This window comes from Psychrobacter sp. SZ93C1 (assembly GCF_015864635.1).
In the GTDB taxonomy this organism is placed as follows: Bacteria; Pseudomonadota; Gammaproteobacteria; order Pseudomonadales; family Moraxellaceae; genus Psychrobacter; species Psychrobacter fozii.
The window spans coordinates 77438-101963 of sequence record NZ_JADYWY010000006.1; the positions used below are offsets into that span (position 1 = coordinate 77438).

18 protein-coding genes are annotated in these 24526 nt (G+C 43.5%); 12 read left to right on the forward strand and 6 right to left on the reverse strand.

All coding sequences use genetic code 11. The features are described from left to right. Window positions 1–98: 98 nt before the first annotated feature. The 7 genes from I6E83_RS09065 to mmsB all read left to right on the forward strand — a co-directional run bounded on the left by I6E83_RS09065 (window position 99) and on the right by mmsB (window position 10640). Window positions 99–1769, forward strand: coding sequence for a fatty acid--CoA ligase (locus I6E83_RS09065; RefSeq protein WP_110923745.1), 1671 nt, complete (start codon window positions 99–101; stop codon window positions 1767–1769). 297 nt (window positions 1770–2066) lie between these two features. Next, window positions 2067–4127 carry a propionate--CoA ligase gene (locus I6E83_RS09070; RefSeq protein ID WP_227680889.1) on the forward strand — a complete coding sequence of 687 codons (2061 nt, stop codon included), beginning with the start codon at window positions 2067–2069 and terminating at the stop codon, window positions 4125–4127. A 411-nt stretch (window positions 4128–4538) separates the two neighbouring features. Beyond that, window positions 4539–6023 carry a CoA-acylating methylmalonate-semialdehyde dehydrogenase gene (locus tag I6E83_RS09075; protein ID WP_110923746.1) on the forward strand — a complete coding sequence of 495 codons (1485 nt, stop codon included), beginning with the start codon at window positions 4539–4541 and terminating at the stop codon, window positions 6021–6023. Between the two features lie 187 nt (window positions 6024–6210). After that, window positions 6211–7371 carry an acyl-CoA dehydrogenase family protein gene (locus tag I6E83_RS09080; protein ID WP_197101299.1) on the forward strand — a complete coding sequence of 387 codons (1161 nt, stop codon included), beginning with the start codon at window positions 6211–6213 and terminating at the stop codon, window positions 7369–7371. A gap of 92 nt (window positions 7372–7463) precedes the next feature. Next, entirely contained in the window at window positions 7464–8246 is a 783-nt protein-coding gene (locus tag I6E83_RS09085; protein WP_197101301.1) for an enoyl-CoA hydratase, read from the forward strand. Between the two features lie 60 nt (window positions 8247–8306). Next, the gene (locus tag I6E83_RS09090) at window positions 8307–9569 is read left to right on the forward strand and encodes an enoyl-CoA hydratase/isomerase family protein (protein ID WP_197101303.1); all 1263 of its coding nucleotides are present in this window, start codon (window positions 8307–8309) and stop codon (window positions 9567–9569) included. A gap of 126 nt (window positions 9570–9695) precedes the next feature. Continuing rightward, the gene (gene mmsB, locus I6E83_RS09095; RefSeq protein ID WP_197101305.1) at window positions 9696–10640 is read left to right on the forward strand and encodes a 3-hydroxyisobutyrate dehydrogenase; all 945 of its coding nucleotides are present in this window, start codon (window positions 9696–9698) and stop codon (window positions 10638–10640) included. A 168-nt stretch (window positions 10641–10808) separates the two neighbouring features. On the opposite strand, the gene I6E83_RS09100 is transcribed toward mmsB, so the two are convergent. Next, entirely contained in the window at window positions 10809–11567 is a 759-nt protein-coding gene (locus tag I6E83_RS09100) for an IclR family transcriptional regulator (protein WP_197101307.1), read from the reverse strand. Window positions 11568–12169: 602 nt separating this feature from the next. Here I6E83_RS09100 and I6E83_RS09105 point away from each other — a divergent pair. After that, the gene (locus I6E83_RS09105; RefSeq protein WP_110923753.1) at window positions 12170–13075 is read left to right on the forward strand and encodes a hypothetical protein; all 906 of its coding nucleotides are present in this window, start codon (window positions 12170–12172) and stop codon (window positions 13073–13075) included. A gap of 146 nt (window positions 13076–13221) precedes the next feature. Here the strand turns inward: I6E83_RS09105 and I6E83_RS09110 are convergent, their stop codons facing one another. The 3 genes from I6E83_RS09110 to I6E83_RS09120 form a co-directional block, all read right to left on the reverse strand. Beyond that, on the reverse strand, window positions 13222–13992 hold the full coding sequence (locus I6E83_RS09110; protein WP_197101309.1) for a 4'-phosphopantetheinyl transferase family protein: 771 nt from the start codon (window positions 13990–13992) through the stop codon (window positions 13222–13224). A gap of 123 nt (window positions 13993–14115) precedes the next feature. Continuing rightward, on the reverse strand, window positions 14116–14634 hold the full coding sequence (gene pal / locus I6E83_RS09115) for a peptidoglycan-associated lipoprotein Pal (RefSeq protein WP_110923755.1): 519 nt from the start codon (window positions 14632–14634) through the stop codon (window positions 14116–14118). Window positions 14635–14784: 150 nt separating this feature from the next. After that, entirely contained in the window at window positions 14785–15408 is a 624-nt protein-coding gene (locus I6E83_RS09120; RefSeq protein WP_197101311.1) for a DUF6231 family protein, read from the reverse strand. A gap of 254 nt (window positions 15409–15662) precedes the next feature. On the opposite strand from I6E83_RS09120, the gene pepN reads away from it, so the two are divergent. Continuing rightward, the gene (gene pepN / locus I6E83_RS09125; RefSeq protein WP_197101313.1) at window positions 15663–18305 is read left to right on the forward strand and encodes an aminopeptidase N; all 2643 of its coding nucleotides are present in this window, start codon (window positions 15663–15665) and stop codon (window positions 18303–18305) included. 114 nt (window positions 18306–18419) lie between these two features. On the opposite strand, the gene I6E83_RS09130 is transcribed toward pepN, so the two are convergent. Next, a complete protein-coding gene (locus I6E83_RS09130) occupies window positions 18420–19502 on the reverse strand; it encodes a 3-deoxy-7-phosphoheptulonate synthase (protein WP_110923758.1) in 1083 nt (360 codons plus the stop codon). A gap of 434 nt (window positions 19503–19936) precedes the next feature. Here I6E83_RS09130 and lpxB point away from each other — a divergent pair, with 434 nt between their 5' ends. The 3 genes from lpxB to I6E83_RS14840 all read left to right on the forward strand — a co-directional run bounded on the left by lpxB (window position 19937) and on the right by I6E83_RS14840 (window position 23566). Then, window positions 19937–21226, forward strand: a complete 1290-nt coding sequence (lpxB, locus tag I6E83_RS09135; protein ID WP_110923759.1) for a lipid-A-disaccharide synthase — start codon at window positions 19937–19939, stop codon at window positions 21224–21226. Between the two features lie 59 nt (window positions 21227–21285). Continuing rightward, complete coding sequence (locus I6E83_RS09140) at window positions 21286–22161, forward strand: ribonuclease HII (RefSeq protein WP_110923760.1); 876 nt, start codon at window positions 21286–21288, stop codon at window positions 22159–22161. A gap of 124 nt (window positions 22162–22285) precedes the next feature. Beyond that, a complete protein-coding gene (locus I6E83_RS14840) occupies window positions 22286–23566 on the forward strand; it encodes an Ltp family lipoprotein (RefSeq protein WP_265091215.1) in 1281 nt (426 codons plus the stop codon). A gap of 227 nt (window positions 23567–23793) precedes the next feature. Here the strand turns inward: I6E83_RS14840 and I6E83_RS09150 are convergent, their stop codons facing one another. Next, window positions 23794–24459: a DUF924 family protein gene (locus I6E83_RS09150; protein WP_197101315.1), complete on the reverse strand. Its 666-nt coding sequence runs from the start codon at window positions 24457–24459 to the stop codon at window positions 23794–23796. Window positions 24460–24526 lie beyond the last annotated feature (67 nt).

The window sequence follows — 24526 nt, forward strand, 5'->3', positions numbered from 1 at the left end:
CAACAGTAATGGCTGCTCATAAAAATATAATTTGTTAGAAGATTTTAACAACGAGAGTCGTTAACGCTTTATCTCTGATCAACAAGGAAGTCAATTTTATGTCAAATATCTATAATAGTGCACCGTCCGCTTACGATTATCCACTATTGGTAAAGCAACTATTAAACCGTGCGAAGACGGTATCGCTAGATCAAGAAATCGTTTATGCAGATAAAAAACGCTTCACTTATAAAGAGCTGTTTAGCCGTATCAATCGCTTAGCCAACGTTTTAGCTGATTTAAAGCTTGACGCTGGTGATGTGGTGGCAGTGATGGATTGGGACAGTCATCGTTATCTGGAGTCGTACTTTGCGGTACCGATGTCAGAGTATATTTTGCAAACCGTTAATATTCGCCTTTCACCAGATAAAATCCTTTACACCATCAATCATGCCAAGCCTAAAGTACTGATGCTGAACTCTGAGTTTGCGCCGTTGGTTAAAGACTATCAGTTTGAGAACTCTAGCATCGAGCACATCATTTGGCTCGATGATGATGGGGTATCGTATGAAGGTGTTTTTGGTGGTAGTCAAAATCGTGTAAAAGGTGAGTATGAGACATTATTAGAAGCCGCCAATAGTGAGTTTGAGTTTCCTGACTTTGATGAAAATACTATTGCGACGACTTTTTATACGTCAGGGACGACAGGCGATCCAAAGGGCGTGTTCTTTAGCCATCGTCAATTGGTATTGCACAGTTTGGCAGAAGCCGCAACCTTAGGTATGCTTCCTGATAAGCAGGGCGTTAGCTATGGTGATGTCTATATGCCTATGACGCCGATGTTCCATGTCCATGCGTGGGGTTTTCCGTTCACCGCAACGATGGTAGGTCTAAAACAAGTGTATCCAGGACGTTATGCCCCTGATAGTTTGCTCGATTTGATTATTAATGAAAAAGTCAGTATCACCCACTGCGTACCAACAATTTTACAAATGGTGCTTAAAGAAGCACAGGATCGTGGTGCGAGCTTTAACGGTTTAAAGATGATCATTGGTGGTTCACGATTGACAGAAGGTTTGGCAAAAGTAGCCATGGATCAAGGTATCGAAGTTTATACTGGTTATGGCATGTCAGAGACCGCGCCGCTTATTAGCTTGACCGAATTTAGTCTTAATGAGCCTGAAATGTCTGATGATGAAGATATCGCGCGCCGTTGTATGACTGGTAAGCCTGTGCTGATGGTCGATGCCCAAGTTTGGGGCACAGACAATAAATCAGTTGGCACCGGTAAAGAAAATACAGGCGAGTTGGTATTGCGGGCACCTTGGCTGACCCAAAGCTACTTGAAAAATGAGGATGCGGGTAAGGAGCTATGGGAAAATGGCTACATGCATACCCAAGATATCGCTTACATACGCCCTGATGGTTGCATTGGTATTACCGATCGCCTAAAAGATGTGATCAAATCAGGTGGTGAATGGATATCATCATTAGAGATTGAGACCATTTTATCACTGCATCCAGCCGTGGCGGATGTATCAGTCATTGGTGTTCGTGATAAACAGTGGGGCGAGCGCCCATTGGCCTTGATTGTCTTAAAACCTGATGCGCAAGACACGAATGTTGATGATATCAAAGCCATTGCTGAAAAAGCGGTTGAGCGAGGTATGATTCCTAAGTATGGCGTGCCCAGTCAGTTTAAGTTTGTGGATGACCTGCCCAAAACCTCTGTCGGTAAACATGATAAAAAAGTCATGCGTAAGATGTATGCTGATCAGACTGAAGTATAATTTTATGTAGTTGACCTTTATCATTAGCTCTGATACATTTTAAACCGATACGTAATGTATCGGTTTTTTAGTTTTGGCAAGGACAGCCAGTATTGTATTATGAGAATATGCAATATAAGAGCTTATACTAATTCCAAAAACTGCGATTCAAAAAAGCAGAATTAGCGGTGTCAAACTGGTTTAGTCTACGACAGGTAGTACTTGCACTCGTTTTTCTTACTACTCTAATTTTTGTGAATGGTATTATATTATAAAGCAGTATCTTATTACTCATCGTTTACGCTAAGGACAGCCATTATGAGCGAGCAAGCCACCAATAAAAATACTAATCAAAGCAGCAATCACGTCTCTATTCAAAACTCTCAAGCGCCATCTGATACCACTCAGAATTTTGCTGATATCTATCACGACTCCATTAATAATCGTGAGCAGTTTTGGGCTGAGCAAGCCAAGCGTATCTACTGGCATAAAGAGCCTGAGCAAATCCTCGATGACAGTAATCTGCCATTCGCTAAGTGGTTCGTCGGCGGTGAGACCAATCTTTGTTATAACTGTGTAGATCGCCACCTCGAAGAGCGCGCAGAGCAGGACGCATTCATTTGGTTGTCATCAGAGATTAATCAAGAGTTGATCGAAACCTTTCCCGCCGTCGTTGATTCGTTTAAAGATCTGGGCAACAACGTCGAGTTTTATACAGACTATACCAAGCGCCGTTTGACGTACAATGACTTATATAAAGAAGTCAATTATTTTGCGGATGTATTGCAACGTCATGGTATCGGCAAGGGCGATCGCGTCATTATTTATATGCCGATGATTCTGGAAGCGGCTTACGCCATGTTGGCCTGTGCTCGTATCGGTGCGGTGCATTCGGTCGTGTTTGGTGGGTTTGCGGCACATAACTTGGCGATCCGTATGGATGATGCCGAAGCTAAAATGGTCATCACGGTGGATGCAGGTTTGCGCGGTGGTAAGGTCATTAACTATAAAAGCCTCGTCAATCAAGGGGTTGAGCAAGCAACAACAAAGCCGGAGCATGTGTTGGTCGTCAACCGAGGCGTATTGCCATTTGCACCACAGGATATCGATGTGGACTATGCAACCGAGCGCCGTGTCAGTTGTGAAGCCAATGCGATTGTTGAGCCTGTTTGGCTTGAGTCCAATACGCCATCGTATCTTCTCTATACTTCTGGAACGACGGGTACGCCAAAAGGTGTGCAACGTGATACAGGCGGTCATGCCGTAGCACTGACGACATCGATGGATTATATTTATGACGGTAAGGCAGGTGAAACGTTTTGGGCGATATCTGATATTGGCTGGGCCGTTGGACACTCTTATACGATCTATGCGCCATTGCTAGCTGGCATGACCAGTGTCATGTATGAAGGATTACCACATCGACCAAATCCAGGTATCTGGTGGCGGATTGTCGAAGCCAATAAGGTCAATATTTTGTTCACCGCACCGACGGGTGTGCGCATGCTCAAAAAACAAGATGAAGCTTGGATGACACGCTACGATGTCTCAAGCGTTAAGTCGTTCTTTTTGGCAGGTGAGCCACTCGATGAATCAACAGCCAATTGGCTAACTAAGCATCTGGGTGTCCCTATTTTAGATCACTATTGGCAGACAGAATCTGGCTGGCCTATTCTAAGTAATACGCCAAAGTTCAATCATAAACCGCATAAGCAAGGCTCGCCTGGTTATCCAATGTATGGCTATGATGCGCAAGTTATCAATGAAGAAACGGGCCAGCCTTGTGCTGCGGGCGAAAAAGGCCTGCTTGCAATCAAGGCGCCTCTACCACCGGGTTGTCTCACTACCGTATGGCGCAATGACGAGCGCTTCATCAGTAGTTATTTTGGCTTGTTTGATGGACAACAATACTCAACGTCCGACTATGCGGTGACTGATAAGGAGGGGTATTTTTATATCTTAGGGCGCACAGATGATGTGATTAACGTCGCTGGTCATCGCATTGGTACGCAAGAGATTGAAGAGGCGATCAGCATGCATCCAGAGATGGCAGAATGTGCGGTGGTGGGTATTCAGGATGAGTTAAAAGGAGAGTTGCCCATTGCATTCTGTGTGCTGAGAGATCATGAACAGGTGGCAACAACTGAAAATCGGTTCCGTATTGAGCAGCAAATCATCGGTGCCGTGGTCAAGTCCCTTGGCGGTATTGCAAGACCGGCGGCCATTTATTTCCCGCAAGCGTTGCCAAAGACCCGCTCTGGAAAAATATTACGCCGTGCCATTCGTGCATTAGCAGAAGGCAAGGAAACAGGGGATATGTCGACACTCGATAATCCACCCGCGATTGATGCGATCAAGCAGTCTATGAAAGATTATTAATCAATGCGGAATGTGACTTTATTGATTGCTGACCAATAACGACACTCGATTTTGTAAAAAGCTCATGAATCATCATGGGCTTTTTTAGTTTTAAATTTTTATAATATTTACTGGTGAATTTAACCTAACATAAAAGTTTAATAAAGCGCTTGACCCTAAAATTGATTTATTGTTATAGTCAATAACGATACATAATAAATCATTTTAAAATTATCCATGTTTGGTAGTTATTGATGAATATTTAATTTTTTATCAATACAAAATATAGTTTATTCAATATAATTTGGATACAAGGAAGCCGAGTGAAAGTACTACAAATAGTAGACTAAGCGAGGCTGACACCGTATCTAATTTATAGAGGATTAACTATACCGATATATGGTAGTTTTGCAAAAAAGATAAGGATATCTTATGCACCACGTTCAGCAGCTCATCAATGGTCAATTCGTCGATTCAAATACCAGCGAATGGATTGATATCACGGATCCCGCCACGCAAGAAGTTATCGCAAAAGTCCCGCAAACGACCGATGATGAAATTAACCAAGCAGTGGCCGCTGCCCAGACCGCCTTTCAAACATGGCGCAAAACACCCATCACCACACGTGCCCGTATCTTTTTAAAGTATCAAGCATTGATACGCGAGCATATGGACGAGCTGGCAGGGATTTTGACCGCTGAACAAGGCAAAACCATTGCAGATGCTCGCGGTGACGTATTCCGTGGTCTAGAAGTGGTCGAGCATGCAGCAGGCATTGCAAATTTGCAGATTGGTGACTTCGTTGAAAACGTCGCATCAGGCGTTGATACCTATAGTATCTGGCAGCCGCTAGGGGTTTGTGCAGGTATCACACCGTTCAACTTCCCAGCAATGATTCCACTATGGATGTTCCCAATGGCGATTGCTACGGGTAACACCTTTATTCTTAAGCCGTCGGAGCAAGACCCGATGGTCACCATGCGTTTGGTTGAACTAGCGATTGAAGCGGGTGTACCTGAAGGCGTGCTAAACGTTGTACATGGCGGAAAAGCTACCGTCGATGCTATTTGTGATCACCCTGATATCAAAGCCGTTTCTTTCGTAGGTTCTACCGCTGTTGGCAAACACGTCTATGAGCGTGCCAGTCAATCTGGTAAGCGTGCCCAGTGCATGATGGGTGCAAAAAATCACGGTGTTATCTTGCCGGATGCTAACAAAGAACAAACGCTTAATCAGCTAGCAGGCGCAGCCTTTGGTGCTGCCGGTCAGCGTTGTATGGCGCTGTCAGTGGTGGTATTGGTCGGTGCTGCAGGTGAGTGGATTGATGACATTAAAGCCAAAGCAGAAAAATTGGTCGTATCAGCAGGTAAGCATGATAAAGATCTAGGCCCACTGATTTCTCCTGCCGCAAAAGCCCGTGTCGAGCACTTGATTGGTACTGGGGTAGAAGAGGGCGCCAGTTTAATTCTAGATGGTCGCGGCATTACTGTTGAAGGGTATGAGAAAGGTAACTTTGTCGGCCCGACTATCTTTGATAATGTCACAAGCGATATGCAGATTTACCAACAAGAAATCTTTGGTCCAGTACTGTGTATCATGCGTGCCGCCGACCTTGATGAAGCGATTGAGATGCTCAATGCCAATCCACATGGTAATGGCACGGCGATTTTTACTCAGTCAGGCGCCGCCGCACATAAATTCCAACAAGATATTCAAGTTGGTCAGATTGGCATTAACTTACCGATTCCTGTGCCACTACCAATGTTCTCATTCTCAGGTTCACGTGCCAGTAAGCTTGGTGATCTTGGTCCTTATGGTAAGCAAGCCGTGCAGTTCTATACTCAGACGAAGACAGTGACGGCACGTTGGTTTGATGATGAGGCGAGCCGCGGCGTCAATACCACCATTTCAATTTAATCGTTCGTTCGACATGTTTGCGGTATAGCGATAATTCTGTTTAGGGCATATTTCAACAAAGCCTGATCTTATGATTGTCGTTATGCCGCTGCTATACTGTATAGCCAATACTATATGAACAATATTAGACTGACGATTTATAAAATTTTCTACACCATATTTGCTATGCACGCATAAGGATGACCTCATGGATTTTTCACTGACCGAAGACCAAATTGCCTTCCGCCAAACTGCTCGGCAGTTTGCCCAAAAAGAGCTAAAGCCACACGCAGCAGAATGGGATCGCACCTCGCATTTTCCAGTCGATGTCATCAAAAAATCAGGCGAGCTCGGATTTTTAGGGTTGTATACCAATCCAGAATATGATGGCTTGGGATTACCACGCTTAGACTCTGCCATGGTGTTTGAAGAGCTTGCATGGGGTGATACTGCCGTTGCTGCTTATATGAGTATTCATAACATGACTGCTTGGATGATCGGTGAGTATGGTAGCGATGCTTTGTGCAAAAAGTATCTACCCAATATGGTGAGTGGAGAGTGGTTGGGTAGTTATTGCTTAACTGAACCCAATGCTGGCTCTGATGCAGCTTCTCTGCGTACCAAAGCGGATAAGCAAGGCGAGCATTATTTGCTAACTGGAGAGAAAACATTCATCTCAGGCGCGGGGTCTACCGATGTCTTAGTCGTCATGGCGCGTACAGGCGGCGCAGGCGCAAAGGGCGTTTCGGCTTTTGTGGTAGATGCGAATAGTGCTGGTATCGAATATGGTAAAAACGAGCATAAAATGGGCTGGAAAGCGCAGCCAACACGCACGATTAGCTTTAAAGATGTGAAAGTTCCAGTAGAGAATTTGATAGGTGATGAAGGTCAAGGCTTTCGCATTGCGATGAAGGGTTTAGATGGCGGGCGTATCAACATCGGTATCTGTGCGGTTGGTACGGCGCAGTCAGCACTAGAGACAGCGACTAATTACGTGCAAGAGCGTAGCCAATTCGGCAGCCAGATTGCTAATTTACAATCAGTACAGTTTAAACTTGCCGATATGCTGACCCAAACCATTAGCGCGCGACAAATGCTTTATTTAGCAGCGAGCAAAGTCGATAACAATGACGGTCAAGCGTCTACCTATTGCGCAATGGCAAAGCGTCTCTCCACTGACCTGTGCTTCGATGTCGCCAATGAAGCCTTACAGCTACACGGTGGTTATGGCTACCTAAATGAGTATCCACTTGAGCGTCATGTACGAGATTTGCGTGTGCATCAGATTTTGGAAGGCACCAATGAGATTATGCGAGTGATCGTCTCGCGTCAGCTATTACAGGACGATGCGTTGGATCAATTACGTTAATTGTATTAGGATATTTCTCAATCTAATTGAAGACATGCCCTAACGGCTAACCATTTAACCATACCCAATTCAGATAAAATAAAGGATTATTTATGACGGATTATACCAATCTTAAGTTATCGATTGATGGCCATACCGCTACCGTGACATTGAATAACCCACCAGCCCATACATGGACGATGGAGAGTCTACCTGCACTCAAACAGCTGGTGACTGACCTCAATGCCAATGATGATATTTATGCTTTGATTATTCATGGTGATGGCGAGAAGTTCTTTTCAGCGGGTGCTGATTTAAACAATTTTTCAGATGGTGATAAAGGTCGTGCAATCAGCATGGCGATTGCTTTTGGCGAAGCGTTTGAGGCGCTATCAGCGTATCGTGGTGTCAGTATTGCTGTCATCAACGGCTATGCGATGGGCGGCGGACTTGAGTGTGCGTTGGCCTGTGACATTCGTATCGCAGAAGCGCATGCACAGATGGCATTGCCGGAGACTGGTGTGGGGTTACTGCCATGCGCGGGTGGTACACAGAATTTACCTTGGCTCGTTGGCGAAGGCTGGGCAAAGCGTATGATTTTATGCGGTGAGCGCGTTGATGCAGAGACAGCGTTACGTATTGGTCTGGTCGAAGAAGTTGCTGCCAAAGGAGAAGGGTTAAAAGTGGCGCAAGCACTAGCGCAAAAAGTTGCTAAACAGTCTCCTGTTGCTGTCAGCTATTCTAAAACGCTTATCCAAGCTGCGAGAAATACCCCGCCTGCACAAAACCTTATCCATGAGCGCGAAGCGTTTGTGAAGTTGTTCGATACCAACGATCAGCGCGAAGGCGTGCAAGCATTTTTAGAGAAGCGCAAACCGAATTGGCAAAATAAATAGGCCGTAGGTAGGATGTCCTAACAGTCACTTTATTCATTTTAATTTTTGCAGGTACCTTTTATGACAGCAGCTATAACAGCAACGGATAATAATCAAAAAGTTACAGAAAGCACAGAGCAAGAAGCGCCAGTATTGTTCAACACTGAACCGACAAATTGTGGTCATCTGATTGGCGTCATGACGCTCAATACGCCCAAATCTCTCAATGCGCTGAGTGTTGATATGTGCAAACTATTAGCACAGCAGTTAGATGCGTGGGCAAGTGATGCACAGATAGTCGCTTTGGTGTTGAAAGGCGCAGGCGACAAGGCTTTTTGTGCGGGTGGTGATATTCGTAAGCTGTATGACAGTATGTTGACCAGTGCACCGTTACCGAACCCTTATGCGACAGAGTTCTTCAGTCATGAATATAGCCTCTATCGGCAGATGCATTTTTACGCTAAGCCGCTAATACTTTGGGGTGACGGTATCATCATGGGCGGAGGTATGGGATTGATGGCAGGTTGTAGCCATCGTTTGGTCACTGAGCGTACCCGCTTTGCAATGCCAGAAGTGACTATCGGGCTATTCCCTGATGCCTCTGGCAGTTGGTTTTTGCAAAATATGCCTGCCAAAACAGGTTTGTTCTTAGGGCTAACCGGTGCTATGTGCAATGGTAGTGATGCGCTATTGGCCAATCTAGCAGAGTATGCCGTCGCCAGTAGTGACTATGATGCTGTCATACAAAGTTTAAAACAGAGCGATTGGCAACCAGCTGCCAGCAGTAAGGATAAATGCGATAACAATAGTGCGCATAGTATCGTTAGCCGTGCACTCGCCGCGCAATCAGTTGCTGAGTTGTCTGCCAGCAATTTAGCAAAATATTGGCAACCTATCCAGCAGTTGATGAATAGTGGTGGCTTGGGTGATATCGATGCCATATTGCAAAATGATGAGTCATTAGCAACCTTACATTCAGACTTTGCAGCAGACAGTTGGACGCAGCGAGCAGTCGCCACTTATCGACATGGTTGTCCCGTTACCGTCGCTTTGACCTATGCGCTTTATCACAAAGTTGCTGACCTGTCGCTAGAGCAAGTTTTATATCTAGAAACCAATGTGGCGGTACATTGTGCAGCCAACCCCGACTTTAAAGAAGGCGTACGCGCGCTGTTGATTGATAAAGATAGAAATCCTCAGTGGTCGCGTTCATTAGCCGATTGTCTCAATACAGAGGGGCAGGCATATATCCAACAGCATTTTGTGAACCCTTATGCGACAGGCGAGCACCCATTAGATGATTGGTTGGGTACTGAAGCAGCAGGCAACCAGTTTGTGCGCTAACAATTTGAATTATCCATTTGATTAGTATTTGAACTAGACATACCACACTGAACGACATAATGGCATAACGTACACAAAACACAAGCGTGCGTCATGCTGACTATATAACCATCAAGGAATGATGAGATGAATACAAAGGATGTAAATACTGCGGATAATGGCAGTGCGAAGCCAAACATTGCTTTTATCGGGCTGGGTAATATGGGCGCGCCAATGGCGGAGAACTTGTTAAAAGCAGGTTATGCATTGTCTGTCTATGATTTGTCTGAGGATGCGACCCAGCGTCTACAGCAAGCAGGTGCTAGGGTGGCAGACAGTCCTAAAGCTGCTGCAAGCAATGCACAAGTCGTCATCAGCATGCTGCCTGCTGGCAAGCACGTTCACTCTGTCTATTTGGGTGAAGATGGAACTAATGGTCTACTGGCAGAGTTACCACAGGGCACATTGGTGATTGACAGCAGTACCATCGCTGCTGCTGATGCAAGAACCGTGGCAGAGGCAGCAAGCAAGCTGGGTATAGAATTCTTAGATGCGCCAGTCTCCGGTGGTACGGGCGGTGCTATCGCAGGCAGTTTGACTTTCATCGTGGGTGGCAGTGCTGATGCATTTGCAACAGCGGAGCCAATACTAGCGGTCATGGGCAAAAACATCTTTCATGCTGGCGAGCATGGTGCCGGACAAGTCGCAAAAATCTGCAATAATATGCTGTTAGGTATTCTCATGGCTGGGACAGCAGAGGCGATTAATTTGGGCGTCAAAAATGGCTTAGATCCTAAAGTACTATCAGATATTATGCTACAAAGCTCAGGCCGTAACTGGACATTAGAAGTGTACAATCCTTACCCGCAAGTAATGGAGAACGTACCATCGAGCAATGGTTATCAAGGTGGCTTTATGAGTAAGCTGATGCAAAAAGACCTCAATCTGGCCTTGCAAACCGCTCAGAATACAAATGTCGATACGCCGATGGGTGCTAAAGCTGCGGAGTTATATGAAGCGCATACAGTTGAAAATGGCGATAGAGATTTTTCTAGTATCATGGCGCGTCATGACAGTTCGGTACTCTCTTAGCTCCAAAATAGTATGTTTAATATAGAGTCAAAGAACTACTAAACGGCTATACATTATAAGAGATGTGTTCAACTATATAAAAAGGCCTGCGCTAATATCTTAGCGCAGGCCTTTTTATAGTTATTCGATTATAGCCATTTAATGATAGTCATTTAACGGTCAATGTTGTTAGCTTTGTAGCTCATATACCAGCGATTGAATATCTTGTGCCGCTGCTTGTAGTCGTGGCACATGTGTCAATAGCTCATCCAAAGATAGACGTACGGTTGGCGCATGAATATATAGTGAGGCCAGATAGCGCGACTTTTTATCTAGTATAGGTACAGACACAGCTACCATTTCAGAGATAAACTCTTCATTGTCGATACCAACACCAGTCTCAGCAATATGATCTAGCTCTTTATTTAACGCATCGATATCGGTGATGGTGTTTTTCGTGAACTTATCTAGTGGCAGACTTTGCAGTATCTTGTTGCGACTGGTGGCAGATAACTGACTCAAATACAGCTTACCTGTAGCGGTACACCACATTGGTGACTTGGCACCTACGGGCAGATAAATCTGTAGCGGTAGAGCGGTCTGTGCACGGTTGGTATAGAGCATGTCCATATAATAGGGAATAGCAATCCCGCACGTTTCTTTTACTTCCTCTACTAATTTGTGCAAAACCATTTGTCGTTCATTAAAGAACTGGCGCTGCTGCCACAGCTCAACACTTAAGTTGCGTACTCGTTTTCCAGGAATGATGCCACCTCCAATATCGACGGTCACAAAACCCTCATCAACCAAATTCTGGATCAATCTATGCATGGTTGGTTTAGGAATGTCTAATTCCTGTGATAGCTCAAGTGGAGAGAGAGGCTTAGAAGCATAAGACACCGCCTCGATAATCTCTAACACACGGGTAATCGACGATACTTTAGGCATATGGATGGCTCAATAATAAAAATAATACAGTAGGAAATATCACAATGTTTTAATCAATCAGATAGGTAGCCGTGAATACGCAGACTTGTCACACATTCTTAACTACTTCTAATTTAGCACAATATCAAGCTTAGACAAGTCTTAGGCACGCTATCTGCTCATACTATATAGAAACAATTGTATGATAAACACATGTGTCTAAAAACCTATTTAAAGCAACAGTGGCTACAACAACTCACAAAGTACAACAAACCGTAGTAATAAGCTATATAACCGCCACTGAGTTTAATGGAAAGGTCGTTCACTATAATGACATATTTTGTAATACCCTTACATAAACATTAAGCTGTCCAATATCAATGTTTGCGCTATTCAGTAGCTGTAAGAGTGTTGTGTAACAGAAACTCGGAGTTTTACGGATTGGTGTAGTAATTATTACAATATCTATGCAATCTTTACATAATGGCAAATAAAAAGCGCATCTATAGGGATGACTTTTAAAGCCAAAATTGTTTTAATCTCCTCAACAAAAATGATAGATATCAAAATCTGAATTATCATTTTTTTACGGGCGAGTTATCCCATTCTTTAGGAGAATATTGATGAAATTTATTAAATTAACGGCTATCTCTGCTGCTGTCATGGCATCAACTGCTGCTTTCGCTGCTGAACCAGTTATCGTTGTTGATGAAGCTGATGCAATGGTATATGAAGCAGAGCCAGCTGCTGTTGCTTATGAAGCTGAGCCAGTTGCTGTCGCCTATGAAGCAGAACCTACTAACACTGGTGTTATCGGTAAAACTGCTGGTGCTGTCCGTAATACTACTGGCGCTGTCGTTGGTGGCACTAAAACGCTATTCAACACCGCTATTAACCCAGCATCTGTAAGTGCTGAAGCTGGTACTTTAGGTTATGGTGCTAACATCGGTTGGTCACTAAATGAGAACACTGAATTGCAAGCTGGTTGGGCAGGTGGCGATGTCGCTGACCTATTCGGCGGTGATTTCGATGCTGGCGATGTTAACTATGATGTTGACGCAGACTTCAGCAACCCTTACCTAGGCGTACAATTACGTCCTACTGGTAACTGGTTCACAGTTGGTGCTGGTATCATCGTACCTGATAACGATATTGATGTAACTGCTAATGCAGATGGTGGTTTCTTTAAAGTTGACGGCCAGCAATACAATGCTGCTCAAACTGGTACTCTTGAAGGTACTATCGAGCACCGTAACAAGCTAGCGCCTTATGGTACTATCGGTTTCCGTCCTAACATCACAAATAACTTCGGTCTATTTGGTGAAATCGGCGCAGCTTACATGGGTAAAACTGACGCAACTGTTCGAGCTGTGAATGCAGACAGTGTAGTTAGCTATACAGATTCAAATGGTGATACTCAAACAACTACTGCAGGCGATGTTGCTAAAAAAGCTGAGCAAGAGCTTGAAGATAAAGATTGGTTAGAGTGGTTACCAATTGTTAAAGTTGGTGCAACTTACCGTTTCTAATCTAATCACAGTTTAAATACTGTCATTAGAAGAAAAGTAAGCACAAAAAAACGACCCTTTTTAGGGTCGTTTTTTTGTCTAAAATAAAGTAGCAGTCGTTGTTTAAAACAGTAATCGCCATCTAAATTAATATAATTATCACTTATCTAAAAAATAACGACCGTCTGTTGTATAGATAAAATGGCAATTTGATAAGGTGACTTATGGTCAGTTATGACGGTTAAAGCTGACGGCTCTCTACTGGCATCTATTAAGTCATCAATAAGATAGGAATAATCTATTCCTAGACCTTGAGCCAGTTTGTATTGATGGATTTTAATAAAACTTTCTTTTATCTGCCATAGCAACTTGGTGATCGTGTCACGTTGAATCACGGGTAATGATTGCAAGATCATAATCTCATTGTCTGAGTAAAATCGCTTTGCCACATGCCATGCAACATTATTGACCTCTACGTCCACACCTATAGGGCGATGAGGACTAATCACCACGGTGACGATACTGCTTAACAGTTTATTGACTGCCTTGCTTTTGCCACCTGTATGACTGAAGCATACGTAATGTCCACTTTTGACAAGGCGATACGGGAATGCGGATTCATCTAACGTATCGCTGAGCGCTAGCTTATCCAGAAACTGCTGTAACAACAGACGCACGCCTTGACGCTGTCGCTGACGTTGGGCACGAGCGATATCACGCACTGATAAATCATCTGGTGGTATGCGGTATTGCCAACTACGTTTGTACCATTCATCAGTACCTATACATGTAGCGTGATCAATGGGTCTCCCCAACGACTTGCCCCATAAATCTTGATGTTTGAGGCGTGGATACTCACTCACCTGTGCGGTGGCACACCACGTCATAGGCTGTAGCTGAGTAAATTGAATATGCGTCAGGCGTAAGGTTGGCATCATGAGTTATATCGATTGATGTGAGTTTTTTGGTTTAGTAATACGTAAAAAGCCCAGCAATATCAATATTACTGGGCTTTTATGAATCAAGTTAAGCTTGTCTGATTCTGATTGGTTGTACGACTTTTAGTAAGACAGCTCAGCACGACGGTTTTGTGCATAATCAGCTTCAGTGTTACCAGCAGCAGCAGCGCGTTCTTCGCCATAGCTGATGACACGGATGTTATTTGTAGACACACCTTGGGCCGCAAGATAGTTACGCGCTGCTTGAGCACGGCGCTCACCCAATGCGATGTTGTATTCACGGCTACCGCGTTCATCAGTGTGACCAGCGATAACAACACCCGCTGATGGGTTTGAGCTAAGTAGGCTTGCATGCTGATTCAAAACACTGGCTGATTGTGCAGTGATTTCGCTGCTATCATAGCCGAAGTATACAACGGCTTGTAGGTTCTCAGCACCAGCAATAACTGCGCTAGAGTTATTCATAGAAACAGAGCCATTATATCCAGCTTGACCACCTGGGATACCTAGTGGGGCAACCACAACTTCAGAGTTTGTGCGTTTGGTAGCACAACCTGTAGTAATGGCGATTGCGCTTGCTAATACAGTTAGAACGGCGATCTTAGAAAAGTTAGTTGACATGCTGAGCTCCTAAAATTTTAATTAAATTGTTTTTTTAAACTGCTTAGGATAAAACTTGGGCAATTGCTATCTATAATATACTAAATGTTACTTTATGTAATTAGTTTTACTGTAAATAATTCTAGAATTTACATATAGATATGAGGCTTACTACCACCGATGCTTACCCCAGTTTTCAGGGTTAGCCCAGTAGTCAGCATTGAGCCAATTCGGTAGCTGTTTATAGTCATATAAATTAAACTGCCAGAGAGTGGCGGCTGTTGATACGAGCGAGTTTTTTTGATTCATTAAGCCAATCTCTAAAGATTGCTCATTCAAAATATCAAATGGCGTAAAGCCATAAGCTTGCAAGCTTATGCTGCTCTCAAGTGCGATGAGCAGATGCGCAGCATACAGATCACGATAGCGCATCAGTAGTGGAGTATATTGCTGTAGTAGCTCGGATGACAATGCAGGTAACCAAAAACAGGCGAGCTCATACCGTTCAGGCAGTTGCTGCTGTGTAAGCTCTGATAACGTTACTATCTGTAGCGCTTCAACCTGTTCCATTTCATTATTGCTGTCTTTATTACTGAGATATTCTTTTAGTTCTGTCTTTAATGCCATGCGTGCATTTTTGTCTTGTACCACCCATAATAACTCAGTGATATCATTGAGCTGTTCAATCATTTCCGGTGTGTCTTCTTGCGTCACTAACGATGGTAGTAGGGCATCAACGTAATCTATAAGTAATGGTAAAGTAATGTCTGAACGACGGGCAGTATGCTTTGTCATATAATAGGCCGTTAATTAAATAGTGATCAGTAGTGAATCTATTAAATCATTTTAAGCATTATTATCCAATGATTGATTAACACAAGTTGTCTTAACCTAGCTTGAAGTACCACATATACATCTGCATTTCTTCTGGATGCTATAATCTTTAGACCTGCACTTGAAATTTGGTCGTTCAGGTCAATTTAGTTATAAGTCTAACAAGCTCTTGTACCAACATCATATTTATATCATAAAAAATAATAGGAATTTATATGTCTACTGCTGAAACTGATGCTCAAATCATCAATGCTGATATGCCAGACGTGCCACCGCAAGCACCGAGTAAAATTAACTTGAAGGACTATAAAAAACCAAGCTTTGATGTCGAAACGGTTGATTTGAATATAAAGTTGTTTGAAGAGTTTGCGCAGGTAGACAGTACGCTAAAAATGGTACGTCAAACGGCAGGAGATATCGTATTATTTGGTGAAGCGTTAGAGCTGCTTGCTATTAGTATGAATGGCGAGACACTAACTGCTGAGCATTATCAGCAAGACGCTGACAAACTGACAATATCGAATGCACCTGATGAAGTTGTTTTAGAGATTCAAGTACGTATCTGCCCGCAGACCAATACTGCCCTTGAAGGTCTATATATGGCAGGTAGTGGTGACGATACGATGTTTGTCACCCAATGTGAGCCTGAAGGCTTCCGCAAAATTACCTTTTATCCAGACCGTCCCGATGTACTAGCGATATTTACCACGCGTCTGGAAGCAGATAAGCGCTACCCAACGCTATTGGCCAATGGTAATTTGGTGGAGTCTGGTGAATTGGTAGATGCGCCAGACCGCCACTATGCGATCTGGCATGATCCGACTAATAAACCAAGCTATCTGTTTGCCTGTGTCGTCGCCGATTTAGATGTATTGACAGACTCTTATACGACGAGCGAAGGCCGAGATGTCAAGCTTGAAGTGTATGCTAAGTCTGCTGATATCGATAAATGCGATGTCGGTATGCAAGCGCTAAAAGATGCCATGAAGTGGGATGAGGTCAATTATGGCCGACCATACGATTTAGACCGTTATATGATCGTTGCTGTCAGCCAATTTAATATGGGCGCGATGGAAAACAAAGGTCTAAATATTTTTAATACGTCCTGCGTATTGTCTAGCCCAGAGACAACGACTGACTCACGTAGCTTCAGTGTGAAAGCCATCATCGCTCATGAGTATTTTCATAACTGGACAGGAAATCGCATCACCTGCCGTGACTGGTTCCAGCTGTGTCTAAAAGAAGGCTTTACCGTTTACCGTGACCAATCGTTCTCAGCGGATCAGCAGTCGCGCGCTGTACAGCGTATCGACGATGTCGCGACATTGCGCGCGCATCAGTTTGCAGAAGATGCAGGGCCGCTTGCACATCCTGTGCGCCCTGAGAGTTTCGTTGAGATCAATAACTTTTATACGACGACTGTCTATGAAAAAGGCGCTGAAATTGTCCGTATGATTGCGAATACGTTAGGGCCTGATGATTTCCGCAAGGGCACTGATGAGTATTTCCGCCGTTATGATGGGCAAGCTGTGACCGTTGAAGACTTCTTGTCTGCGCTGAGTATCACTGATAGTAAGATTGAAAACTTCATAGATTGGTATCGTCAGCCAGGCACGCCAGTGGTCTCTGGCCATCAAAGCTATGACAGCGCTGCGCAGACATTAACCATTACGCTTAGTCAGCAAACTCGCCATGTCAGTGGTTTTTCTGCACCAAAACCATTGCCTATTCCGGTAGCGACTGCACTGTTTGATCAAGACTCCGGTGATATCATCGCTGAGCGTATGTTATTGCTCGATCAAGCAACACAGTCATTTACCTTTGAAAATGTGACTAGTGAGCCAGTCGTCTCGTTGCTGCGTGATTTCAGTGCGCCAGTACAGCTTAATTATGATTATCAAGATGAAGACTTGGCATTTTTGCTCAAACATGAAACCAATGGTTTTAATCGCTGGCAAGTAACACAGATGCTCGTCAATCGTATCCTGCTACAAGGCCAAGTGTCAAAAAGCAGTCCTGACGTCTATCTAAGCGCACTGGCTCAGACATTGCCTGAGTTGGCAGCTGAAGATGCGATGTTGGCAGTACGTTTGCTCGATATTCCATCAGCACAAGAGTTGGCGTCTGCGATTCACAAAGATTACGATCCAGCGTTGGTGAAAGCGCAGCATGAAGGCTTGTACCAACTGGTAGCAGATACCTTAAAAGATCAGTGGGCAGTGCTTTATAAACAGCTACCGATGCAGTCTTATGAAGATAGCCCTGAGGCACGTGGTACTCGTGCGCTACGTAATGTGGTGTTAGACATGGCATTAACGGCCAAAATTGAAGATGCAGCAGTATGGGCGCAGCAGCAGTATGACAATGCCAGCTGTATGACCGAGCGTTTCGGTGCGCTAAAAGTGATGGTCAATCATCAAGTGGCAAGTGCTGATGCTTATTTAGCCGATTTTTATGAGCGCTTTAACAGCAATGATTTGGTTATCGACTTATGGTTTAGTGTGCAAGCGTCCGCTGATACGGTCACGGCTGATACTATCAAGTCGTTGATTGCTCATACTGATTTTGATTGGAATACGCCCAATCGCGTACGCTCAGTTATTAGCGCCTTTACGTCACAGCCAACAGCGTTGTGGACAGCAGAAGGGCTGAGCCTTTATACAGGCGTGATCAAAAAGCTAGATGATGCCAATCCTGTTTTGGCCTCGCGTTTGCTGCAAGTGCTGGCACGTTGGAATACGTTGGCTGAATCACATCGCCAGATGGCGCATGATCAGTTGCTTGAGTTGCAGCAGCAAGTTTCATCTAAGCATGTGCTTGAGAGTTTAAATAGTGTGTTAGGTGCAGCAAGCGAGTAGGGTAAATGACCTTGTGATTGAATTGAAAGCATAAAAAAATCCCGTCCAACATTACTATGTCGGACGGGATTTTTTATGCTTGGCTTATAGCAATTGACTATAAGACAATGACGACTAGCGGTTAGGCAATACGTCTTTTACCATGTCACGTAAGTTGTGTAGCGCAACGACGGTACTGTCCCAATCTAAACAACCATCAGTAATAGATTTGCCATATTCAAGCTGGCTCAAATCAGCAGTCAGTTTTTGATTGCCGCCTTTTAGGTGACTCTCAATCATCATACCGATGATAGATTTGTTGCCGTTCTGAATTTGTTCAGCGACGTTTTTGATGACCATCGGCTGTAGATATGGGTCTTTACCTGAGTTGGCATGACTTGAGTCAATCATAATCTTGCTACTGGTTTTGCCTGCCGCCAGCGCATCTTCAACTTCAGAGACAGCTGTTTGATCATAGTTAGGTTTGCCATTACCGCCACGCAATACCACGTGCGCGTAAGGGTTGCCCTTAGATTTGATGATGGAGACTTTGCCATCTGATGATAGACCTAAGAAGCTATGACCTGCTTTTACTGCTTGCATAGCGTTGACTGCGACGGTCATACCGCCATCGGTACCATTTTTAAAACCAACTGGGCATGATAGACCAGAGCTCATCTCGCGGTGAGTTTGGCTCTCAGTGGTACGTGCGCCAATCGCTGACCAGCTAATCAAATCCTGCATGTACTGCGGCGTGTTTGGATCCAATGCTTCAGTGGCACAAGGTAAGCCTTTTTCGTTCAGATCAATCAGTAGTTTACGGGCCGTACGTAGACCTTTTTCAATATCGAAGCTGTCGTTCATATCAGGGTCATTAATCATACCTTTCCAGCCGACAGTGGTACGCGGCTTTTCAAAATACACGCGCATCACAACGAAAACGCTGTCTTCGATTTCTTTTGCCAATATGGCTAAGCGATCGGCATATTCGTGAGCGGCTTTGATATCATGGATAGAGCAAGGGCCGATGACCACAAATAAGCGTTTGTCTTTACCATCCAAGATGTCTTGGATAGTATTACGGCCTTTTAAAACCGTGTCATACGCTTTCTCTGACAAAGGCAGCTCAGTTTTGAGCTCGTTTGGAGTGATTAGGGGGATGAATTGTTCAATGTTCACGTCATCAATATCTGCATTATGGGTAGCTGGTGTCGTCATGATTATATCGTCTAGCTAATTTATAGGAATAATCATTATGCGGACAAAACGGGCTGTTGACAAGGGTAGTCGGCGAGTTTATTGACTCATAACTGGAATGATAAAAACAAAACTTAGTTATACTTGTTTATTATCAGTCTTGTGTTGAGTGTAATAGACGTAAGATTTCTGCTTAATATTCTTATCCATAATGAAAAATTGACCGAAATTTTAAGTCATTTTTCATAGGTATATCACGCTACTTTTATCAGCTAACTTAGCTATTTATATCATCGTCACGTATGATGACAACATAAACGATAGGACGCTAAAATAGTGCGTGTTGAGAATACTCATTAATCATCGTATTTTAGTGTAGATTTCCCAAGTATTATTTCATAATAATTATTTTTTATTCTTTATAACATTGTGTTTTTTAATATCGAGAGCTTGTCATGACAGATTTTTCTACGCCTGATAAACATACTGAACTCACAGAGCAGACGCCTGAGTTAAAATCGACGCCATTAGTGATAGGTATCGTCGCAGGTGAAGTATCAGGTGACAGTTTGGGTGCAGATTTTATGCAACAAATGAACAACTTGCGTGATGATATTGTTTGGGTAGGTGTGGGCGGTAGCATGATGGAGGCGCAGGGGCTACAAAGTATTTTTCCTTTGTCGCGTCTGGCAGTCATGGGGTTGGTAGAGGTGATGGGCCAACTGCCTGATTTACTCAAAGCCCGTCGTGAGCTGTTGAGCGCATTCAAAGCCGCTAATATTGATTGGTTCATCGGTATTGATGCCCCTGATTTCAACCTTAGAGTCTCTAAAAAGCTAAAGCCAAAAGGCGTGTTTTGTGTACAGTATGTCAGTCCGTCTATTTGGGCATGGCGTGAGTCACGGATTCATAATATTAAAGCGGCGACCAATCTGGTGCTGTGCTTATTTCCTTTTGAGCTACCTGTTTATGAACGCCATAATCACCCGGCGATATGTGTCGGTCATCCGCTCTTACGCACCATTGATCAGACATTACTAGAGACACCGATTAATCAGCGCCGCAGCGAATTAGTTTGGCACAACGATGGTTTGCAGCAGTTCTTTATTGAGCGATTTGATGACGTCAGCCAACTTATTTGTGTGATGCCAGGTTCTAGACGCGGAGAGATAACCGCTATTTTACCGTTGATGCTAGACGGTATTCAAAGGCTAATACTATTAGATCCAAAGCTGTGTTTTATCATTCCAACAGTAGATCAGAATCATCAATATATCGTGCAAGATGTGATTGATCAACGCTCAGAGCAGCTGCGCGCCGCGATAGTCGTGGTATATGATGACAGCCAACCGACATTTAGCCAGCAGGCCATGGCTGCATCTGACATCGTTATGTTAGCATCGGGTACGGCAACGTTAGAGGCGATGCTACTAGAGCGCCCGATGGTCGTGGTTTATCAATTAAACAAGCTCACCTATCAGATAGCCAAACGCTTGGTAAAAGTGCCGTATGTGGCGCTGCCTAATATTTTGGCGGGTACGGCCATCGTCCCTGAGCTGATTCAAGAGCAGGCAAGCGGGGATAATATTTGCCGTACGCTCATGCGATTACTGCAACCGCGGGCCTATGCTGAGCAGTTAAAAGACCTCGTCGCCACCAAACGGTCATTAGAACAGCAAAGTAACCATGACCCAGCCAATAGTGTGGTTGAGCAATGGTTTATTCAAAAAGACCATAAAGCATAATACTGCGGATTAACGCACGCTACATTTCCACTATTTTGATAAAAAGACACCGCATCGCTATGAGTAAACAGCACAGTACCGACAGCTCAATGACACCAATTAAAGTGAGTATCGAGAGCATTGATATTAAAGGTCAATATATCCAATTGGCAGCCCCCATTCATTTGTCCGGGCGACTCAATGTCTCTGAGCTTCTCACTCAATATTCAGTAGATAGACAGCAAGATTTAACACAGCCAATGCTACAGATTGGCATCGATGAAGCAGGGCGTGGGCCTTTGCTCGGTAGCGTCAATGTTGCCGCTGCGATATTGCCTGCCGCTTGGTCAGGACTGATTGAGGAACAACCACTCACAGGTACGCCGCTATCTATATTGACAGACTCTAAGCAGTTGAGTGAAAAAAAACGCGACATTCTTTATCCGTTAGTGAAGCAATATGCAATCGGCTATGTCATCGCTGACATACCCGCAGCAGTGATTGATCAGGTCAATATATTGCAAGCGACCATGCTAGGGATGCGCCTATGTACCGAAACATTGATAGAAGTAGTTGCTCAACAGTTTGCCATGGCCTGTGAAATGACAGCAGATGCTGTTAAACCGTTACAAGTTGAAGTATTGTTCGATGGCAATCGTTGTCCAGAGTTGGACTTTGCTAAGCTTGCTAAATGTGGGGTCGAACAGGCTAATATCGACTGCCAAGCATGGGTGAAGGGCGACGCTCGTCATACTAGTATTGCCGCGGGCAGTATCTTAGCAAAAGTAAGCCGTGATGAAGCCATGTATGCGCTTGATACACAGCACCCAGAATACGGAATTGCCAAACATAAAGGCTATCCAACGCGTGCACATATGGAAGCGATTGACACCTATGGCGTATTATCTGAGCACAGGCGTAGCTTTGCACCTGTTAGAAAGGCGCTAGAAAGCTAAAACATGTCCCTAATGAGGTTGAAAAAATCTAATAACTAATTTGTAAAAAAGTAATTTAAACTAAACATTTGTTATATTGACATAATGCTTTATAGTTGAAAGTTTTACATTTTAGGTGGTGATAATGAATGATTTAAAATCAAAGATACTGTCAGTGTGTGCTTGGTTTTTTGGAATTTTCTTTATAGCAACGGCACTAGGAATGATGGCACAAGGAGCTATTGTCACTAGTGTATTAATGCTAATCGGATCGGTTCTGTTGTTACCACCTATCAAGCGTTTAATCTTAGATAAGAAACCTAAAATAGGTAGGGGTAAAGTAACATTAGCAGGCTCTACTCTAATATTTATATCAATGTTATTTATCCCAACAGATGACCAGACAGCAACCAATGAACCAGTAACTACAGAAACAGAGGTCGATACTGCAAAGTCTGAACCCACTCCAGAACCTGAAGTTGAGAAACTGCCTGAATATAAAATTGTAGAAGATACAGTTAAGGGCGATATTAAACGTACTGTAGAAGTGGAGCTATCGTCACGGATGGATGAGGAATCTCTTATTGCTTTAGCAGAAAAGATTTATGCTCTGTCAGATGCAAAAGTTGAGCGCACTTTTATCACGTATCGGCTTGCTAGTGGAGGTGATGGGAGTGCTTGGGCAACGACTCACTATAATCCTGAGTTTGAGGTAAATATAGTTGGGGCAACCGCATCGGATTACGAAAGAATAAAAAACACCAATATATCTAAAGGTGAATTAATAGGGAGCTGGATGGCCAGTCGTGGAATGGACTCAAAGGTGACTGCATATAAGAAAGATGGTCAGATTTATATTCAAGAATTATATGATTTCGGTCCACTCTCAAAAGAAGACACAGTCTATGAGTCAACTCAATTAGATAAGGGATTAAGGCTTCAAGATGAGAGCGGAAAAGATCACAATGAATACTTCATTATTAATAAAAATGGTGATCTAGAGTTTTGGAGTGAAAACGGTAATTACTATACGGCTCCGAAAGTCTCCGATGCCAAACTTGAACAAACACAAGTAAAAAGTGAAAAAGTCACACTAGAAAAGCCAAAAGGCCTATCTCAGCCACAAAAGAATGCTGTTAGATCAGCAAAACAGTATATTGGTATGACGGGCTTCTCACGAGATGGACTTATCAATCAGCTTTCATCAGAATATGGTGATGGCTATGAAGTAGCTGATGCTACCGTTGCTGTAGACAGCTTAAATATCAATTGGAATGAGCAAGCCGTGAGATCGGCAAACCAGTATCTTGATATGACAGGTTTCTCTTGTAATGGATTAATCGAACAACTTTCATCGAGTGCAGGTGACAAGTACACTGCAAATGAAGCAGCTTATGGAGCACAACAAGCAGGTGCTTGTTCATAATTATCCATAAAATTTGAAGAAATTTATCCTACAACTTATCAGTACGTTAATATTTTTTAGGTTCTATAGAAAGGGCAGTAGATTTGACCGACATACTGTCCTTATAAAATAGCCTAAGCATAAAATATATTACCGTTGGAATGCAAAAAGCCACCTACTTATTTACAAGCAGGTGGCTTTTTGCTTTTATAATTTAACCACTATAAAGTTTAAATGGTCAAAAATACTTAGAACGATGAATTCGGCTGCTGCAGAAATACTTCTTCCTCGTAAGTTGACTCACGATCTAACGTGTTATTGCGATGAGGGTAGCGGCCAAACTGCTCAATAATGTTTTTATGGCGATATTCAAAGTCTAAAGTATAGGTATCATCCAGTTGTTCAAATAATGGCAGATAGCGCTCGTGGATGACTGCCGATTCAGAGTGCATAAACGGCATGATAATGAACTTACGCCATGCCATTGGTAGCGTATCAAAATACGGTTGCTGGCTGGCTTCTTGTGCTAAAGCGACTGCCATACCATCTTGAGAAAAAGCGCCGACTTGCCCGCGGCATAAGTTACGTGAGAATTGATCCAATACGATAATTTCTGCCAAGCGTCCAGCCAAAGCCGTGATTGAGCTATTACTGTCTAATGATGACTCTGAAAGTCGCCAAGTCGCACATTCACCCTGTTTAGCTGCTTGCCAGATATCGCCAAATTTATTTTTTATTTGTCTATCAAAGTTATCATTTTGTGCAAACCAATATTGCTCATTGTTTGGGTCAAACCAAAAGTCCAATACAGCACGTGCATTAGGATTTAGATGGGCCAAATCAATGTTTTTTGGATCCAATTGAGCCGAGTTGGCTTGACTGGACGAGGTTGAGTAGTCGGTTGAAAGTGCCATAAGCTATTCTAATAATGATAAATTTAGTCTACTATATCGAAAAATATTATTCGCTACTGTTATCAAA

What these genes read in the sequence shown, in the direction of transcription:
- I6E83_RS14840 (WP_265091215.1), top strand. Translation starts at nt 22,286, where the DNA reads ATGAATGATTTAAAATCAAAGATACTGTCAGTGTGTGCTTGGTTTTTT.
- I6E83_RS09110 (WP_197101309.1), bottom strand. Translation starts at nt 13,992, where the DNA reads ATGATGCCAACCTTACGCCTGACGCATATTCAATTTACTCAGCTACAG.
- mmsB (WP_197101305.1), top strand. Translation starts at nt 9,696, where the DNA reads ATGAATACAAAGGATGTAAATACTGCGGATAATGGCAGTGCGAAGCCA.
- I6E83_RS09085 (WP_197101301.1), top strand. Translation starts at nt 7,464, where the DNA reads ATGACGGATTATACCAATCTTAAGTTATCGATTGATGGCCATACCGCT.
- pepN (WP_197101313.1), top strand. Translation starts at nt 15,663, where the DNA reads ATGTCTACTGCTGAAACTGATGCTCAAATCATCAATGCTGATATGCCA.
- I6E83_RS09065 (WP_110923745.1), top strand. Translation starts at nt 99, where the DNA reads ATGTCAAATATCTATAATAGTGCACCGTCCGCTTACGATTATCCACTA.
- I6E83_RS09100 (WP_197101307.1), bottom strand. Translation starts at nt 11,567, where the DNA reads ATGCCTAAAGTATCGTCGATTACCCGTGTGTTAGAGATTATCGAGGCG.
- pal (WP_110923755.1), bottom strand. Translation starts at nt 14,634, where the DNA reads ATGTCAACTAACTTTTCTAAGATCGCCGTTCTAACTGTATTAGCAAGC.
- lpxB (WP_110923759.1), top strand. Translation starts at nt 19,937, where the DNA reads ATGACAGATTTTTCTACGCCTGATAAACATACTGAACTCACAGAGCAG.
- I6E83_RS09080 (WP_197101299.1), top strand. Translation starts at nt 6,211, where the DNA reads ATGGATTTTTCACTGACCGAAGACCAAATTGCCTTCCGCCAAACTGCT.
- I6E83_RS09150 (WP_197101315.1), bottom strand. Translation starts at nt 24,459, where the DNA reads ATGGCACTTTCAACCGACTACTCAACCTCGTCCAGTCAAGCCAACTCG.
- I6E83_RS09090 (WP_197101303.1), top strand. Translation starts at nt 8,307, where the DNA reads ATGACAGCAGCTATAACAGCAACGGATAATAATCAAAAAGTTACAGAA.
- I6E83_RS09075 (WP_110923746.1), top strand. Translation starts at nt 4,539, where the DNA reads ATGCACCACGTTCAGCAGCTCATCAATGGTCAATTCGTCGATTCAAAT.
- I6E83_RS09120 (WP_197101311.1), bottom strand. Translation starts at nt 15,408, where the DNA reads ATGACAAAGCATACTGCCCGTCGTTCAGACATTACTTTACCATTACTT.
- I6E83_RS09070 (WP_227680889.1), top strand. Translation starts at nt 2,067, where the DNA reads ATGAGCGAGCAAGCCACCAATAAAAATACTAATCAAAGCAGCAATCAC.
- I6E83_RS09140 (WP_110923760.1), top strand. Translation starts at nt 21,286, where the DNA reads ATGAGTAAACAGCACAGTACCGACAGCTCAATGACACCAATTAAAGTG.
- I6E83_RS09105 (WP_110923753.1), top strand. Translation starts at nt 12,170, where the DNA reads ATGAAATTTATTAAATTAACGGCTATCTCTGCTGCTGTCATGGCATCA.
- I6E83_RS09130 (WP_110923758.1), bottom strand. Translation starts at nt 19,502, where the DNA reads ATGACGACACCAGCTACCCATAATGCAGATATTGATGACGTGAACATT.